The organism is Myxococcus faecalis (assembly GCF_050039385.1).
In the GTDB taxonomy this organism is placed as follows: domain Bacteria; phylum Myxococcota; class Myxococcia; order Myxococcales; family Myxococcaceae; genus Myxococcus; species Myxococcus fulvus.
Genome location: NZ_CP144336.1, coordinates 7,457,599 through 7,473,002, shown reverse-complemented (window position 1 = coordinate 7,473,002; position 15,404 = coordinate 7,457,599). Strand labels below are relative to the sequence as shown.

Sequence of the window (15,404 nt, the reverse complement as noted above, 5' to 3'; positions counted from 1 at the left end):
CGTCACGGCGCTGGACGACGTGTCGCTCGACATCCGCGAGAAGGAGCTGCTCGCCGTCGTGGGCGAGAACGGCGCGGGCAAGTCCAGCCTGATGAACGTCCTCTACGGGCTCTATCACCCGGACTCGGGTGAGGTGTCCGTGGAGGGCGCGCCCGTGCGCCTCAAGAGCCCGCGCGACGCCATTGACCGGGGCATCGGCATGGTGCACCAGCACTTCATGCTCGTGCCCACGCTGACGGTGGCGGAGAACGTGGTGCTCGGCCGCGAGCCCACGCGCCGGGGCCTGTTCGATTACGAGCGCGCCGTCGCGGAGGTGTCCGAGACGTGCGCCCGCTTCGGCTTCGCGCTGGACGCCCGGGCCCGGGTGGACACGCTCACCGTCGGCTCGCAGCAGAAGGTGGAGATCGTCAAGGCGCTGCACCGGGGCGCGCGGGTGCTCATCCTCGACGAGCCCACCGCCGTGCTCACGCCCCAGGAGGCCGAGGAGCTGGCGCGCGTGATGCGCGGCCTCGTCGAGCAGGGGCGCTCCGTGGTGCTCATCAGCCACAAGCTCAAGGAAGTGCTCGGCGTGGCGGACCGCATCGCCGTGATGCGCCGGGGCCGGCTGGTCTCCGAGGTGCGCCCGGCGGACACCTCCGCGAGCGCGCTCGCCGCCCTCATGGTGGGCGACACCGCGCGCGCCGCTCCGACGGACACCGCCACGCAGGCCCCCGAGACGCCCTCCACGGGCGAGGTGCTGCTCGAGGTGTCGGGGCTGCAGGCCCAGGGCGACAACGGCCGGCCCGCGCTCCAGGGCGTGGACCTCACGGTGCGCGCGGGCGAAATCGTCGGCATCGCGGGCGTGGACGGCAACGGCCAGCGCGAGCTGGCGGAGGTGCTCACGGGCCTGCGTCCCTTGACGTCGGGCACCGGGACGCTGCTCGGAGGGAAGCTGGCGCACCTGACGCCCGCCCAGGCGCGCGAGCGAGGCGTGGGCCACGTGCCCGAGGACCGGCTGCGCCGCGCGGTGGTGAAGGCGCTCAGCGTGGAGGAGAACATCGCGCTGGGTCGGCACAACCGGCCGCCCTTCGCCAAGGGGCCGTGGATCGACTTCGACGGACGCCGCGCTCGGGCCACGGAGCTGCTCGCCGCCTACGACGTGCGCCCGCCGGAGCCGACGCTGCCGCTGCAGGCCCTGTCCGGAGGCAACCAGCAGAAGGTGGTGGTGGCGCGCGAGCTGGACGCGCGGCCCCGCTTGCTGGTGGTGGTGCAGCCCACGCGAGGCCTGGACATCGGCGCGGTGGCCCAGGTGCACGCGAGGCTTCGCGAGGCCCGGGCCCAGGGCACCGGCGTGGTGCTGGTGTCGTTGGACCTGGAAGAGGTGCTGGCGCTGGCGGACCGCGTCTACGTGCTCTTCGAGGGGCGCGTGACGGGCCAGTTCACCCGGCCCGAGTACGACGAGCAGGAGCTGGGACGTCGCATGCTGGGAGCGGAGCCGGGCCATGGGTGAGCGCACGCGGCAGGCCCTGCCGTCGGTGCTGTCGGTGTTGTTGTCGCTGGGGGTGTGCTGGCTGCTCATCGCCTTCACGCGCGACGAGGGCGGCCTCGCCACGGCCACCGCGGCGTACCTCCAGATGCTCTGGGGCGGCGTGGGCGACTGGCCCCGGTTCCTCATCGAGGACGCGCCGGCCACCGTGCTCACGCGTCCGCTGGGCGAGGCGGCCATGAAGGCCGCGCTGCTCACCTTCACCGGGCTGTCGGTGGCGGTGGCCTTCAAGGTGGGCCTGTTCAACATCGGCGCGCAGGGGCAGATGCTGCTGGGCGCGCTCGCGGCCGCGGTGGTGGGCGCGCACGTGGCGCTGCCCAGCGTGCTGCACATCCCCGCGGCGCTCGTGGGCGCGGCGCTGGCCGGAGCCGCGTGGGCGGGCATCGCCGCCCTGCTGCGGCTCTACCGGGGCGTGCACGAGGTCATCTCCACCATCATGCTCAACTGGGTGGCGCTGCGGCTGGTCGACAACTGGCTCGTCGTGGGCCCACTGCGCGGCACAGCGGAGGCCGGCGCCTCCATCACCGGCACCGCCGAAATCCACCCCACCGCGGCGCTGCCGCGCCTGCTGGGTGACGCCTCGCGACTGAACCTGGGCTTCGTGCTGGCCACCCTCGCCGCGGTGGCGGTGTGGGCGTGGCTGACGCGCACGCGCTCGGGCTTCGAGACGCGCGCGGTGGGACTGGGCGACGAGGCCGCGCGCGCCGCCGGCATCCCCGTGGCGCAACGGGCGGGACTCGCCATGGCGCTGGCCGGCGCGCTGTCGGGCCTGGCCGGCGCGGTGCTGGTGCTGGGCACCGAGGGCCGCTACCCGGGCACGCTCGGCGCGCCCTACGGCTTCGACGGCATCGCCATCGCGCTCATCGGAAACAACCATCCGCTGGGCGTGGGCGCCGCGGCGCTGTTCTTCGGCGTGCTGCGCGCGGGCGGCACGCGCATGCAGTTGCTCGACGTGCACAAGAGCTTCCCCGAGCTCATCCAGGGCCTCGCGCTGCTCTTCGTCGCAGGCCGCCTCATCTGGCTGGCCGTGCTGCGCCGGCGCGCCGCGCCCGCCCCCGTCGCCTCGCCCGCCGCGCCCACCGCGCAGGTGCCCCATGCTTGAGGTCCTCCATCGGCTGCTGTTCGCCACGCTGGACGCCGCCCCGGCGCTCGTCTTCGCCGCGCTGGGCGCGGTGCTCTCCGAGCGCGCGGGCGTGGTGGCCGTCGGCGTCGAGGGCATGATGCGCGTGGGCGCCTTCTGCGCCGCCGTGGCCGCGCTCGTCATGCCCACGCCCCTGGCCGTCGTCATGGGCATGCTCGCGGGCGCGGGGCTCGCGGCGGTGCACGGCTTCTTGTGCATCCGCTGGCGCTCGGACCAGGTGGTGTCCGGCATCGCCCTCAACCTGGTGGCCCTGGCCGGCGGCACCTTCCTCCTGGAGACGCACTTCGGCCCCAACGGCACGCCCTCCATCCAGCAGCTCTCCACGTGGGAGCTGCCGGGGCTGTCGTCCGTGCCCGTATTGGGCGCGCTCTCCGGCCACGCCGCGCCCACGTACCTGGCGCTGCTGCTCCCCGTGCTCCTGCAGCTCGTCCTGACGCGCACGCCGCTGGGCCTGCGCCTGCGCGCCGTGGGCGACAAGCCCCACGCGGTCGCCACGCTGGGCCTGTCCGTCCCCGCGCTCAGGTGGGGCGCGGTGCTGGGCGGCGGACTGCTCGCGGGCCTGGGCGGCGCGGTGCTCTCCACCACCGTGTTGGACCGCTTCGAGCAGCACACCCCCGCGGGCCTGGGCTTCATGGCCCTGGCCGCCATGGTCTTCGGACGCTGGACGCCGCTGGGCGCCTTCCTCGCCGCCGCCTTCTTCGCTTTCGGCAACGCGCTCCGGATCGGCCTCGCCTCCAGCGCCCCGGGCCTCCTGGACGTCGTGCCCCAGGGCGTCCTGCTCGCCCTGCCCTACGTCCTCACCCTCGTGGTCCTCACGCTCCAGGGACAGCGAAACAGCACCCCCGCCGCACTCGGCGTCCCATACGAGCAGGAGTCCCGCTGAGCCTCGAATACCCAGGCGGTGTCCTTCCACACCCGGGTATGAAATGATTCTTGGTCATGGGTGACACCCAGGTGTCGGGTGGCCAACGTCGGCTCCTTCGGGCAATGGAGGAAGCCGACACTCCAACCCCCTGCCGTTATTGGGGTGATCTCCGGGTTTCTCCGGGATTGAGACACAGAGCGTCGACGCACGGTCCGGCACGCGACTGGCATGTAGCCCAAGTGTCGGGCCGCGCCGGGATGGAGGAGGCCACCGGGGGGAGGTTTCATCCATTCAGACGCAAGGTTCGTAGGGACTCCTTGTGAACCCCGGGCCCGGTCGGCCCGGTCAACACGGCGGGGGTGGGTGATGCTGGAGACGACGGGAACGACCGAGGCGTATCGCCCCCGCGTGTTGGCGGTGGACGTGGAGTCAGAGGGCATGGAGCGGCTGTGCTCCATCCTGGCCCCGGCGGGCTATGACGTGCTGCCGGCGGGCGGGGCACAGGCCCATCAGCCCGCGGACCTGGTGCTCCTGGACGTGGAGCGGCCGGGGACGGACGGGCTCGCGGCCTATCGCCGGCTCCAGGCGGAGCTGGGCGGGCCTCCGGTGCCGGTGCTGATGCTGACGCGGCGGGCGGACCGCCAGACGCGGCGTCAGGTGCTGGAGGCCGGGGTGGATGATCTGCTCACCACCGAGCCGCTGGACCCGCTGGAGCTGAAGGTCCGCGTGCACACGCTCCTGGAGCTCAAGGCGCACCGCGAGCGCGGTGGCCAGCGGGCCGAGGAGCTGTTGGATCCGCGCACCCGCTGGGTGGAGATGGAGCGGCTGGCGCGCGTGGGCACGCTGGCGGCGGACGTGGCGCAGAACCTGGGCCACATCGGCGAGGGCCTGCAGCGGGCGCTGGGGCACGTGCGCGAGCGCGCGGTGCAGGGCCTGCCGCCGGACGCCGAGGAGCTCAAGAAGCTGGGCGTGGCGGGCGAGCAGATGCGGCTGTACGGCCAGCACCTGCTGTCGCTGGGCCCCACCAACCCCAAGGACATCCAGCGCTTCGACCTGCGGGAGCTGGTCCCCGCGGTGGTGGAGCGCCTGCGGGACAACGGCCGGCTGCTCACCGCCGAGGTGACGGTGGTGCTGCCCGAGGACCCCATCGCGGTGGTGTTCAACCGCCGTCAGCTGGAGCAGGTGCTGGTGGAGCTGCTCGCCAACGCGGCCGAGGCGGTGGAGTGCGTGATGGACCGCCCGCGCCGCATCCACGTGGGCGTGGAGATGCCGGACATGTTCGGCGACTTCGGCCCGCGCCTCTTCGTGAAGGACACGGGCATCGGCATCTTCGAGGACGAGCTGCAGGCCGTCTTCGAGCCCTACTACACGACGAAGCCGCCGGAGAAGGGCGCCGGCCTGGGCCTCACCGTGGCGCGCGCCCTGGTGGAGTCCATGGGCGGCAAGCTCACGGTGCAGAGCCGGGTCAACCTGGGCAGCACCTTCACGGTGGAGCTGCCCGAGCAGACGTCCTCCTGGTAGCCGCGCCTAGAAGCGGTAGGCGATGCCGAAGAGGGCCTCCATGGCGAACTCGCTCTCGTCCCAGTCGGGGATGAGGGCGGGCCCCATGCGCAGGTTGAAGGAGGCGGCCAGCTTGCTGTCGATGAAGTACTCCAGGCCGCCGCCCACCAGGATGGGGATGACGGGGCCGATGCTCCGGCCGAAGTACACGTGGAAGGGCATGTCCAGGCCCACGTTCACCATCAGCGCGCTGCTGACGGGGATGCCCACCACGAAGGCCACCGGCAGCGCCAGGCCCACGTCCGTGTCGCCGTCATCGAAGTAGAACAGCGGCCCGGGCTGGAAGGTGAGCGCGAAGGACACGTTGTTCGTCTTCGCCAGCTCCACGCGCAGCCAGCCCTGCAGCTTGATGCCGGGAGAGGTGTGGCGCACCCAGCCCTCACGGCCCCAGTTGAAGCTGAACTTGCCGCCGATATCGACCTTCTCCGACGTGCCGTGGAGCACGCCCAGGGTGAGGCCCGGCCAGCCAATCTGCCCCGAGAAGGCCGTGTTGCCCCGCCCCAGGGTGTCGGCGGCGAGGATGGACCAGCCCTGCCCACGCGCCAGCGCGGTGCCGGGGAGGGCCAGGAGACAAGCGAGGAGGAGTCCAGGGACGAGGCGCTTCACACGATGCCTTTCGGTGAGGGGCCGCAGCGACTGCGCGCGGCCAGGGGTGTGGAGTTGAGGAGTGATTCAGGACTCAGGTGGGTTGGCCCCGCTCACGGGCCAGGGCCACGAAGGCATCGATGAAGGCGGTCAGCCGGGACTCGGCGCGCGCGCGGGCCTGGGCCAGGGGCTCGCCCGCGGCGGGCGTCTCCTTGCGCTCGAAGTAGTATTTGATTTTGGGCTCGGTGCCGGACGGACGCAGGGTGACGCGGCCGCCGCCCTCCAGCTCCAGCGCGAGCACATTGGACGGAGGCAGGCCGTTGACGCCGCGCTGGTAGTCGAGCACCGCGCGCACCGCCTCGCCACCGATGTGCGAGGGAGGCCGGGCCCGGAACGCGTCCATGATGCCGCGGATGGCCTGCGCGCCGGCCGCACCCGGCAGCGTGACGTTGCGCTGGGCGCCGACGTAGAGGCCGTGCTTGCGCTGAATCTCCTCCAGGTACCCGAGCACCGTGGTGCCCCGGGCCTCGCACCACGCGGCCAGGTCCGCCATGACGAGCGCCGCGCCGACACCGTCCTTGTCGCGCGTCACGGTGCCGGCGGTGTAGCCGAGCGCCTCCTCGTAGCCGAAGACGAACTGCGTGCCCTCGGCCTGCTCGCGCTCCAGCGCGCGGTTGGCGATCCACTTGAAGCCCGTGAGCACCTCGTCATAGGCCGCGTCCAGCGAGCGGGCGATGTCGCCCAGCTGCGTGGAGGAGACGATGGTGGTGACGACATGCGGCCGGGCGCGCTTGGTCCCCTGGGTCAGGAGATAATGCCCCAGCAGCACGCCCACCTCGTTGCCGGTGAGCATGCGCAGGCCGCCCGTGGACTCGCGCGCCATGACGGCCAGCCGGTCCGCGTCCGGGTCATTGGCGAGCACCAGGTCCGCCTTCACGCGCTCGGCGGTGGCGCGCGACAGGTCCATGGCGCCGGGCTCCTCCGGGTTGGGGAAGCGCACCGTGGGGAAGCGCCCGTCCGGCTGCTGCTGCTCGGCCACCGGGGTGAAGCGCGGGAAGCCCGCGTCGCGAAGGGCTCGCTCCGCCCAGACGCCGCCCACGCCGTGCATCGCCGTGTAGACGATGGACAGCGTCGACGAGCCCTTCTTGTGCACGCGCAGGCCCAGGATGGCACGCAGGTACTCATCCCCCATCGAGTCTGGCAGGTCGCGCCACAGGCCCTGCTTGCGCGCGGCGTCCGGCGCGAGCAGCGGCACCCGGTTGGCGGGCTCCACCTTCGCGATGGCCGCGGCGATGCCCGTGTCGTGCGGGGGGATGATTTGAGCGCCGTTGCCCCAGTACACCTTGTAACCGTTGTACTCGGGTGGATTGTGGCTGGCCGTCACCATGATGGCGGCCGCGGCGTTGAGGTTCAGGCACGCGTACGCGGTGAGCGGCGTGGGCACGGGCTCGAGGAAGACGTGCGCGGGGATGCCCTCGGCGGCGAGCACGGCGGCGGTGTCCTCGGCCAGCTCCGCGCTCAGCCGGCGCGCGTCCCGTCCCACCACCACGCCCCGGGTGGCGACGTCCGGCACCTGCGCCTTGAGGTAGCGCGCCAAGCCCGCGGTGGTGCGCCGAACCACGGCGCGGTTCATCCGGTTGGGGCCGGCGCCCAGCACGCCGCGCAGGCCCGCGGTGCCGAACTCCAGGTCCCCCACGAAGCGGTCCGCCAGCTCCGCCTCGTCATTGGCGGCGAGCAGCCGCGCCAGCTCCTCGGCGGTGGTGGGGTCCGGGTCCGCCAGGCGCCACGCCTCTGCCCGCTCTCTCAATCCGCTGTCGCTCATGGAGCCTCGTTGCCTCGTGTCTCGAAAGAGGGCGCACGCGACGTCGTGCCCGGGCGCCTGTGGGGTTTCAGGAGTAGTCGGTGAGCTTGCGGCGGGTGGCGCGGCCCTTGGGGCCGTCCTTGCCGCCCTGGCACGTGACGCACAGCTCGGCGTAGGGCATGGCCCTGAGGCGACCGAGCGGAATCTCGTCGCCGCACTCCTCGCAGTCCCCGAAGGAGTCCGGCTCGTCGCGCAGCTTGCCCAGCGCCTTGAGCACGCGGGCCAGCACGCCGTCCATGTTCCGGTTCCGGTTGGAGGCGATGGCCTGCATCATCTCGTTGAGGGGCTGCTCGTCCTCGTCGCCGCCGATGCGCGCATCGTCGGTGCGGTTGGGCTCTATCTTCGCCGGCACCTTCTCCGTCAGCTCGGAGTGCAGCGCCAGCAGCAGGGCCTTGAGTTCGTCTCGCTGTTTCGCGTTCATCGAGGGCCCGCCGGTTCAGTACTTCGCGGTGGAGACCTGCCCGTTGACGATGGCCACCGACGCGGATGCACCCAGTCGGTTTGCGCCCGCGCGCAGCATCTTCAGCGCGTCCTCGGAGGAGCGGATGCCGCCGGAGGCCTTCACGCCCACGTCGTCGCCCACCGTCAGCCGCATCAGCGCCACGTCCTCCACCGTCGCCCCGCCCGAGCCGAAGCCCGTGGAGGTCTTCACGAAGGCGGCGCCCGCGGACTTCGACAGCAGGCAGCCGAAGACCTTCTCCTCGTCCGTGAGCAGCGACGTCTCGAGGATGACCTTCACCGGCACCGGACGGCACGCGTCCACCACCGCGCGGATGTCCTGGAACACGAGCGCATGGTCGCGCGCCTTGAGCGCGCCGACGTTGAGCACCATGTCGATTTCACGCGCGCCGGCGCGGATGGCTTCGCGCGCCTCGAAGGCCTTGGCCGAGGAGAGGCTGGCGCCCAGGGGGAAGCCCACCACGGCGATGGGCACCGTCCTGGAGCCGGCGAGCACCTTCGCCGCGGTGGCCACCTGCGCGCTGTTCACGCACACGGTGGCGAAGCCATGCTCACGCGCCTCGCGGGCCACCTTCGCCACGTCCTCGGCGCGGGCCTCGGGCTTGAGCAGCGTGTGGTCGATGTACGGCGCCAGGTCCGCGGCCGAGCGGATGGAGGCCGGGTCCACGCGGGCCGTGGCGGGCGGAGCGAGGTCGACAGGGAACTCGCCGGGCGAGTCCTCCCGGGTGGCCGTCCACGAGGACACGTGGCGGCGGACCTGGTCGGCGAGCTCCTCGACGAACTTGGAGAGGTCCTTGGAGTCGGACATGGCGGCCCCTTAGCCCACTTCGCGGTCCTCGGGAAGCGCTCGGGAGAGTCGTTCGTTTCCCGCTCACACCTGACGTGCCGAGGGTGGGAACGTGGCGGTAGAGTCCCCTTCGTGATGTCCCGTCTCCGCTGGTTCCCTCTCCTCGCCCTCCTGCTCGCCACGCTGCCGGGTCTCGCCGCGGGCCTGCCCTCCCCTCTCACCGCGACGTCCGACAAGCCGCTGACGGTCCACTTCCTCGACGTGGGCCAGGGCGACGCGGCCCTCGTCATCTCGCCCACGGGCAAGACGGTGCTCATCGACGGCGGCCCGCCCGAGGCGCGCGAGCGGCTCAACAAGCGCCTGCGCGAGCTGGTGAACGGGCCGCTGGACCTGGTCATCCTCACGCACCCGCACCTGGACCACCTGGGTGGGCTCGCGCAGACCTTGCGCACGATTGGCGCCCGGCGGTTCATGGACCCCGGCTTCGACCACCCCAGCGAGGCGTACCGCGACCTGCTGGAGGTCGTCGGGGACACGGTGGGCCAGGTGATGAACCCCGAGCCGAGCCCCTCGTCCCCCAACGGGCTGCTCACCATCGGCCTGGGCGAGGGCGTCTCGCTCAGCGTGCTCTGGCCGCGCGCGCCCAAGGAGCCCTTCCTCGTCGGCACGCGCTCGGATGCGAACTCCAACTCCATCGTCGCGAAGCTGACGTATGGGAAGACGGCCTTCCTGCTCGTCGGTGACGCGGAGCCGGACACGGAGGGCATGCTGCTCAGGAAGGGGCTGGACCTGAGCACCACCGTGCTGAAGGTGGCGCACCACGGAGGCCGTCACTCCTCCACCGCCGCGTTCCTCGACGCCGCGAAGCCCCAGGCCGCCGTCATCTCCTGCGGGGCGAAGAACGACTACGGCCACCCCGCACAGGAGACGCTGGAGCGCCTGGGCGCGGTGGGCGCGCACGTGCTGCGCACGGACCGGGACGGAGAGGTGGTGGCCGCCAGCAACGGCCACACCGTCACGCTGCGCACCCACGGCGGCGACGGGGCCATGGTGGTGGTGTCGGGCGGCCAGGGGCTCGCTCCCTCCGTCCCCGTCCTGATGCCCCCCACTGCGCCCGAGACGAAACGTCCGGGGGCCGGTGCGCGACAATCCCGCGACGACACGGGTGGAGCCTCGTCCCGAGGCGGCTCCGAGGGCCAGGAGCGCTACATCGGCCTCAAGGGCAGCAAGGTATTCCACCGCGAGACGTGCTCCACCCTGAAGCGTTCCAAGTCGGAACGCACCGTGTACCCGAACCGCGAAGCCGCCCTGCGCGAGCGTCGCCCCTCCGAGGATTGTCATCCATGAGTTCGCGCCTACTCGCCCTGCTGGGCACCCTGCTCGTCCTGGGGGCCTGCAAGGAGCCCGCGCCGGACCCCGCCGCCCGAGCCCCGGAGGCCCGGCGCTACTTCGGCGCGGCCCCGGATGGGAAGCTGCGCGTCTACTTCTTCGACGTGGGCCAGGGGGACGCGGCGCTCATCGTGGCGCCCAACGGCACCACGGTGCTGGTGGACTCGGGCCCGGAGAGCGCTTCCCGGCACCTGGTGAACCGCCTGCCGGAGCTGCTCACCAAGCCCCTGGACCTGGTGGTCCTCACGCATCCCCACGTGGACCACCACGGCGCGCTGGACGCGGTGCTGCGTCGGGTGGGGGCCCGCCAGCTGATGGAGCCGCAGTTGCCCACGGCGCCGCCGGACTACGACGCGCTGCTCACGAAGCTCGGTGAGCGCCGGGTGCAGGTCGTCTCCCCCGCGCCGCCCACGTCCACGCCCAACGCGCCCCAGCGCATCAACCTGGGGGACGGCGTGTCGCTGACCATCCTGTGGCCCCGTGCGCCCAGCGAGCCGCTGCTGGACGCGCCCTCGGCCGCGCTGGAGGTCAACTCCATCGTCATGCGCCTGTCGTACGGCGAGACGTCGGTGCTGTTCACCGGTGATGCGCTGGCGCAGACGGAGGCGTACCTGCTCGCGCGTGAAGTGCCAGTGCAGTCCACCCTGCTCAAGGTGGGGGCGCACGGGCTCGATACCGCCACCACGGCGGCGTTCCTCACGCGCGTGGGGGCTCGCGCCGCCGTCATCTCCGTGGGCGCGGGCAATGCGTTCAAGGCGCCGGCGCCCGCCACACTGGAGCGCCTCAAGGCCGCGCACCTGGAGGTGTTCCGCACCGACGAGCACGGCGAGGTGCAGGTGGTCAGCGACGGCAAGTCGTTGGTCATCTCTCCGCAGCGGCTCAAGCAGGGCACGCCCAGCGACATGCGCTACACGCTGGTGGGCCAGGGCCCCACGCCGCTCCCGGACTTCTGGGCCGGCAAGCCCCTGGTCGAGAAGAAGCCCGTCGTCGAGGAGGTGCCCGTCGAGCCGGTGAAGACGACCGAGGCTCCAGCGGCTCCGCCCAAGGAGGAGCGCAACAACAAGAAGTACAAGGGGCCGTACCACGCGAGCCGCAAGCGCGACAAATTCCACATCCCCGACTGCGACGGCGCGCGGAAGATCCACGCCGAGAACCTCATCATCTACAAGACGCGCGAGGAGGCCATTCGTGAGCGGCGGCCCGCGCAGGACTGCAACCCGTGAAGAAGAAACCCACCCAGTCGCGGGCCACCCTGGACCGCATCGAAGATGAGGTCGCAGTGCTCATCGTGGACGGGCAAGAGGTGACCAGGCCCCTCGCCTCGCTCCCCGAGGGCGCGCGTGAAGGCGACGTCATCCACCTGGAGACAATGACGGTGGACCCGGAGGCCACCGAGGCGCTGCGCGAGGAGGTGCGCGCGGCGCGCGAGCGGGCGAAGAAGGGCAAGACGCCGCCACCGGGCGACTTCGACCTCTGAGCGGGGCGTGGCGCGCCTCAGCGCCCGCGGCGCGCTGGGCCTCGGCATCACCGAGGTCCACCCTCCAGCGAGCGCCTGAGCCTCGCACGCGGGGCGACGCGAGGCTCGCAGGTGGACTCCCCCGCGCCGCCGCCGAGCATCCCTCTCCAGGGTCGCATTGGAGGGCGACGGGCCCGGCGGAGACCTCAGGTGACGGCTTCGTGCCGCTCGGTGACCCCCTGGTACTGATAGGCGCCGCCGTCATACGGAGTGACGGCGTCGTCGGCCTTCTTGGTGCAAGCCGCGGCGGTGGGGTCGAAGGCCTGGTACTGCCCCTTGTCGTCCTTGAACTCCACCCACGCATGGTCGCCCTGGGCCGTCTTGCCGAAGACGACGCGCGCATCCACGCCGGCCTTCTCGAAGCGCTGCTCGGCCTCGATGGCCATGTCCACGCAGACCCCGGACTTGCTCGCGTCGAAGTTGCTGGCGTTCTTCATGGCGGCGTCCCACGTCTTGCCGCCCGAGTAGTCGTACTTCCAGGACGTGGCCTCCTTCGCGATGTCCTGAGCCACCGCGTCCGCGCTCTTGCCCGGGGATGGACGCTTCGCGTCCTGAGCCTGCGTGGGAGCCGGAGCCGGAGCCGGCGCGGGCTGGGGCGGCCTGGCCTTGGCCGGCTCGAAGCTGTCGCGGCTCCAGTTCTGTTGGAAGCTCCGCGACTCGGTGGGCTTCGGGCACGTCCCCTTCCCACCGTCGCCCTTCAGCAGGGACTCATTCGTCAGGCCCAGCTTCTTCAGCAGCGCGGCGAACTCCTGGGGCTGCTTCGCGGAGTCCACCGTCTTCACCGCCGAGCCATCCGGGTTGACGACCTTCACCACGACACCTCGCGGAGCCTGGGCGGCTTCGGGCAGGCGCTTCGCACAGGAGGAGGAGGTCGGACGCGACAGGGAGGAGATCGCCATGGGACAGGGCCTCTCGGAGCCAAAAGGGGAGGCTCATCCCCAAAGCACCGCGCGTGCCAGTCCTGATGCGACCTGGGATGGGCGCCAAGCTCCCGTACTTCCTGGGCCCGTGGACAGGTCCTCCTCCGCGAAGGCCCGCGTCGCTGGTGACAGCCGTTGGCGGGGTGATGTGCGGAGGCATCACCCCACGCGCGCGTCACGGGCCTTGGCCGGGAGCGCTCGCACCGGAGGGGCGAGGACGCCCGTGCTCCCGTTCGACGACCGCGGCTCGAGGCCCGTGGCCTCCTCCGACACGAGGAGGCCACCCAGGCCGAGCCAGACGCGCTACCGACCGGAGAGGACCAGCGGAATCTCCAGCTCGATGTCCTCGCCGGAGAAGCTGGAGAACGTCATGCGCCGGGCGCGCTCACGGATGCACGAGCCCACCGCGTTCGCGTTGCCGTTGAGCTCCTTGCGGTCGAACTTCGCCTCCTTCACCGCGCCGGACGTGCCCACCGTCGCCGTGAGCGTCGCCTTGCCGCCCTTGTAGGACGGGTTGCGCTTGAGCTCCTGCTCCACGCAGTCGCGGAACGAGGTCTGCGCCTGCTCCACCACGCGCTCCACCTCCTCGTCCGACGGCCCACCGACGTCCTCCGAGTCCGCCGCAGCGACCTCCGCGCCCTCGCGAACCTCCGGGGCGACGTCCTTCTTCTCCGCGTCGTTGTAGACGGCCTGCACCTGCTCCTGCGTCGGAGCCGCAGCCGCTCCTTCCGCGCCCGGCGTGGGCTCGGCGGCCTTCGGCTCCACCGCCTTGGGCTCGGTGGGGACCGGCGCGGCCTGAGGCGGCGCCTTCGGAATCGGAGCGACCGGAGGCGGCGTGTTGCCCAGGAGCTTGTCGCGCAGCGCGCCCACACCCGCGCCGGTGAAGACGGACTGCTCCACCGCCTGCCCCTGCGCATCCACCGTGGTGACCTTCAGCGGCATCACCCCGAGCGCCTCCGACAACACGTAGGCGACGACCAGCGGCAGCAGGAGCACCAGCAGCACGACGGCGACGTACTTCATCGGCGAGTTGCGCCGCGTCACCCCTGCCTTCTTGGCCACCTGGCGCGTGTTCTCGCGAGGATCACGCTTCGCGGGCGCCTGGGTCTCCTCGCCGCCTTCCTCGCCCTGCGAGTCGTCGTACGGATTGCCGCCCTGCGCCTCGTCCTGCTCTCCACCCTTCTCGGGCAGATCCAGGTCGGAGAACAGCTCGTTGAGCGGCGCGGCGGTCGCGGCCGGCGCGGCGCCCTTGCGACCCGCGGGCTGCGGCTGGTTCCGGGGGTCCGGCTCGCCGAAGTACGTCGTGTCCGGATCCTCCTCCGGCACCCACTGGCGCGCCGACTGAGGCTCCTCCGGCTCGGGCTGCTGGAAGGCCTGCGGCTCCGGCTCCTGAGGGAACTGGGGCTCCGGCTCGGAGAAGACCGGATGCTGCGGCTCCGGCTCGCGGCGAGCGGGCGCGGGCTTCGCGGCGGCGCGCGCGGGCGGCTCCGCCACGGGAGGCGGCGGGGGCGGCGGAGGAGGCTCCGGCGCGGGCGGGGGAACGAACAGACCGGCGAGCTCCGGCACGTCCGCGCCGCGCTTCCAGTCCGCCATGCCCTGCTGCCAGAAGAAGCTCCGGCCGCTGATGGTGCCCGTGGCGATGAGCTCGCGCAGGGCACCCTCGTCCAGCGGGCCCTCCTGCTTGTTCTTCACCATCACGAACCAGGGCGAGCCCGTGGCGCGCAAGGGCGCGGCCCTGGTGGGCTCATCGTCCCAGGGCGTCTGGAGCGCCGCGGGCGGCGCCTTGGCCACCGGTGGCGCGGAGGCCACCGGCGCGGGGACGCTGACGGACGGGTCGGCCAGGGAGCGCTCTTGCGCCCTGAGCCGCTCCACGTCCGCGAGCGACACCACGCGGGTGCTCTCTTCTTCGGCGGGTCCTTCGACGGTGATGACGTTCTGGCAGTTCTTGCAACGGACCTTGACCGTCTTGCCGCGGACTTTTTCGTCCGCAATGGAGTACCGCTTCTGGCAATTGTCGCAGGTGAAGTTCAAGGGGAGCGTCCGGCTCGCGGGGGGGAAACGAGGTCCCGGATGCTACCGCTAGAAATCTCCCGCGCAAACCAATCGGTTGACTCCGCCGTGCGGCCCAACTATGGAGCCCGCCTCTGCCCCTGTCTTCTCTCGCCTTATTCAGAAGGTGGCGAATGCCGGCGAAGGACCTCGGTTCAAAGTTCGTTTGCTTCAAGTGTCAGACGAAGTTCTACGACATGAAGAAGCCTGACCCGCTGTGCCCGAAGTGCGGCGCGGACCAACGGGAAAGCCCCGCACTGAAGCCTCAGCCCGAGGGACGCCGTGGCCGCCTGGCCGCCGCTCCCAAGGTCATCGAGCCCGAGCCCGAGGAGCCAGCAGCCGCGAGCGAGGAAGAGGAGGAGGATCTCGACTCGTTCGACGACGACGAGAGCGCGGCCGCCGAGCCCGACGACGACGACACCTGATTCAGGGGTGTGCGGGCTTCCTGGCGAGCGCCAGGAGGCCTGCGAGCCTCGGACGTCCTCACGAGGCGGCTTGTGTCCACCCGGTGCGCCCTTCGCGGGGCGCGTGCCGGGCCTGCTTCACGACCGACGTGCTTCCGCTCAGGTCCCCGATGCCAGCGCCAGCTCCGTGAGCGCGCGGCGGATCTGCTCGTAGAGGCCGGGTCCCATCTCCTGCATCCCCACCGGCCGCGGCTCCTTGCGGGGCGCTTCCAGGGTCTGCATCGGGCTCGTCAGTGTGGTCCGCTTCTTGGGCTGCATCGTCATGCCCCCCTCTCGTGTTGAA

At 71.7% G+C, this 15,404-nt stretch carries 15 protein-coding genes; 8 read left to right on the top strand and 7 right to left on the bottom strand.

Annotation, left to right across the window (positions count from 1 at the left end; translation table 11 throughout):
- Positions 1-19 precede the first annotated feature (19 nt).
- The 4 genes from VZQ01_RS30070 to VZQ01_RS30055 all read left to right on the top strand — a co-directional run bounded on the left by VZQ01_RS30070 (position 20) and on the right by VZQ01_RS30055 (position 5,052).
- A complete protein-coding gene (locus VZQ01_RS30070) occupies positions 20-1,489 on the top strand; it encodes an ABC transporter ATP-binding protein (RefSeq protein WP_426745341.1) in 1,470 nt (489 codons plus the stop codon).
- Positions 1,482-2,627 (top strand): ABC transporter permease, encoded by a 1,146-nt coding sequence (locus VZQ01_RS30065; protein ID WP_426745340.1) that lies wholly within the window; start codon positions 1,482-1,484, stop codon positions 2,625-2,627. The genes VZQ01_RS30070 and VZQ01_RS30065 overlap by 8 nt, the downstream gene beginning before the upstream one ends.
- On the top strand, positions 2,620-3,549 hold the full coding sequence (locus VZQ01_RS30060) for an ABC transporter permease (RefSeq protein ID WP_046715597.1): 930 nt from the start codon (positions 2,620-2,622) through the stop codon (positions 3,547-3,549). The genes VZQ01_RS30065 and VZQ01_RS30060 overlap by 8 nt, the downstream gene beginning before the upstream one ends.
- A 348-nt stretch (positions 3,550-3,897) precedes the next feature.
- Positions 3,898-5,052 (top strand): sensor histidine kinase, encoded by a 1,155-nt coding sequence (locus VZQ01_RS30055; protein WP_267699847.1) that lies wholly within the window; start codon positions 3,898-3,900, stop codon positions 5,050-5,052.
- Positions 5,053-5,058: 6 nt separating this feature from the next.
- On the opposite strand, the gene VZQ01_RS30050 is transcribed toward VZQ01_RS30055, so the two are convergent.
- The 4 genes from VZQ01_RS30050 to deoC all read right to left on the bottom strand — a co-directional run bounded on the left by VZQ01_RS30050 (position 5,059) and on the right by deoC (position 8,804).
- Positions 5,059-5,697 (bottom strand): hypothetical protein, encoded by a 639-nt coding sequence (locus VZQ01_RS30050; protein ID WP_426745339.1) that lies wholly within the window; start codon positions 5,695-5,697, stop codon positions 5,059-5,061.
- Between the two features lie 73 nt (positions 5,698-5,770).
- A complete protein-coding gene (locus VZQ01_RS30045; RefSeq protein ID WP_426745338.1) occupies positions 5,771-7,498 on the bottom strand; it encodes a phospho-sugar mutase in 1,728 nt (575 codons plus the stop codon).
- A 67-nt stretch (positions 7,499-7,565) separates the two neighbouring features.
- Complete coding sequence (locus VZQ01_RS30040) at positions 7,566-7,958, bottom strand: TraR/DksA family transcriptional regulator (protein ID WP_046715601.1); 393 nt, start codon at positions 7,956-7,958, stop codon at positions 7,566-7,568.
- A 15-nt stretch (positions 7,959-7,973) separates the two neighbouring features.
- Positions 7,974-8,804: a deoxyribose-phosphate aldolase gene (deoC, locus tag VZQ01_RS30035; protein WP_426745337.1), complete on the bottom strand. Its 831-nt coding sequence runs from the start codon at positions 8,802-8,804 to the stop codon at positions 7,974-7,976.
- Positions 8,805-8,918: 114 nt separating this feature from the next.
- Between deoC and VZQ01_RS30030 the strand changes: the two genes are divergently transcribed.
- From VZQ01_RS30030 to VZQ01_RS30020, 3 genes are read left to right on the top strand one after another with little or no spacing between them, the layout of a single operon-like run.
- A complete protein-coding gene (locus VZQ01_RS30030) occupies positions 8,919-10,130 on the top strand; it encodes a ComEC/Rec2 family competence protein (RefSeq protein ID WP_426749003.1) in 1,212 nt (403 codons plus the stop codon).
- Positions 10,127-11,395: a ComEC/Rec2 family competence protein gene (locus VZQ01_RS30025; protein ID WP_223748174.1), complete on the top strand. Its 1,269-nt coding sequence runs from the start codon at positions 10,127-10,129 to the stop codon at positions 11,393-11,395. The genes VZQ01_RS30030 and VZQ01_RS30025 overlap by 4 nt, the downstream gene beginning before the upstream one ends.
- On the top strand, positions 11,392-11,649 hold the full coding sequence (locus VZQ01_RS30020) for a DUF3006 domain-containing protein (protein WP_223748173.1): 258 nt from the start codon (positions 11,392-11,394) through the stop codon (positions 11,647-11,649). Before VZQ01_RS30025 ends, VZQ01_RS30020 begins: the two co-directional genes overlap by 4 nt.
- A 185-nt stretch (positions 11,650-11,834) precedes the next feature.
- On the opposite strand, the gene VZQ01_RS30015 is transcribed toward VZQ01_RS30020, so the two are convergent.
- Both VZQ01_RS30015 and VZQ01_RS30010 read right to left on the bottom strand, forming a co-directional pair.
- Positions 11,835-12,587 carry a transglutaminase-like domain-containing protein gene (locus tag VZQ01_RS30015; RefSeq protein WP_426745336.1) on the bottom strand — a complete coding sequence of 251 codons (753 nt, stop codon included), beginning with the start codon at positions 12,585-12,587 and terminating at the stop codon, positions 11,835-11,837.
- Positions 12,588-12,911: 324 nt separating this feature from the next.
- Positions 12,912-14,639, bottom strand: a complete 1,728-nt coding sequence (locus VZQ01_RS30010) for an AgmX/PglI C-terminal domain-containing protein (RefSeq protein ID WP_248541925.1) — start codon at positions 14,637-14,639, stop codon at positions 12,912-12,914.
- A gap of 152 nt (positions 14,640-14,791) precedes the next feature.
- On the opposite strand from VZQ01_RS30010, the gene VZQ01_RS30005 reads away from it, so the two are divergent.
- Positions 14,792-15,082, top strand: a complete 291-nt coding sequence (locus VZQ01_RS30005; RefSeq protein ID WP_141333389.1) for an FYDLN acid domain-containing protein — start codon at positions 14,792-14,794, stop codon at positions 15,080-15,082.
- Between the two features lie 138 nt (positions 15,083-15,220).
- On the opposite strand, the gene VZQ01_RS30000 is transcribed toward VZQ01_RS30005, so the two are convergent.
- Positions 15,221-15,385: a hypothetical protein gene (locus VZQ01_RS30000; protein WP_170300416.1), complete on the bottom strand. Its 165-nt coding sequence runs from the start codon at positions 15,383-15,385 to the stop codon at positions 15,221-15,223.
- Between the last annotated feature and the right edge of the window lie 19 nt (positions 15,386-15,404).

Coding starts and splice junctions, on each gene's coding strand:
- VZQ01_RS30065 (WP_426745340.1), top strand. CDS start 1,482: ATGGGTGAGCGCACGCGGCAGGCCCTGCCGTCGGTGCTGTCGGTGTTG.
- VZQ01_RS30060 (WP_046715597.1), top strand. CDS start 2,620: ATGCTTGAGGTCCTCCATCGGCTGCTGTTCGCCACGCTGGACGCCGCC.
- VZQ01_RS30055 (WP_267699847.1), top strand. CDS start 3,898: ATGCTGGAGACGACGGGAACGACCGAGGCGTATCGCCCCCGCGTGTTG.
- VZQ01_RS30045 (WP_426745338.1), bottom strand. CDS start 7,498: ATGAGCGACAGCGGATTGAGAGAGCGGGCAGAGGCGTGGCGCCTGGCG.
- VZQ01_RS30040 (WP_046715601.1), bottom strand. CDS start 7,958: ATGAACGCGAAACAGCGAGACGAACTCAAGGCCCTGCTGCTGGCGCTG.
- deoC (WP_426745337.1), bottom strand. CDS start 8,804: ATGTCCGACTCCAAGGACCTCTCCAAGTTCGTCGAGGAGCTCGCCGAC.
- VZQ01_RS30030 (WP_426749003.1), top strand. CDS start 8,919: ATGTCCCGTCTCCGCTGGTTCCCTCTCCTCGCCCTCCTGCTCGCCACG.
- VZQ01_RS30025 (WP_223748174.1), top strand. CDS start 10,127: ATGAGTTCGCGCCTACTCGCCCTGCTGGGCACCCTGCTCGTCCTGGGG.
- VZQ01_RS30015 (WP_426745336.1), bottom strand. CDS start 12,587: ATGGCGATCTCCTCCCTGTCGCGTCCGACCTCCTCCTCCTGTGCGAAG.
- VZQ01_RS30005 (WP_141333389.1), top strand. CDS start 14,792: ATGCCGGCGAAGGACCTCGGTTCAAAGTTCGTTTGCTTCAAGTGTCAG.
- VZQ01_RS30000 (WP_170300416.1), bottom strand. CDS start 15,385: ATGACGATGCAGCCCAAGAAGCGGACCACACTGACGAGCCCGATGCAG.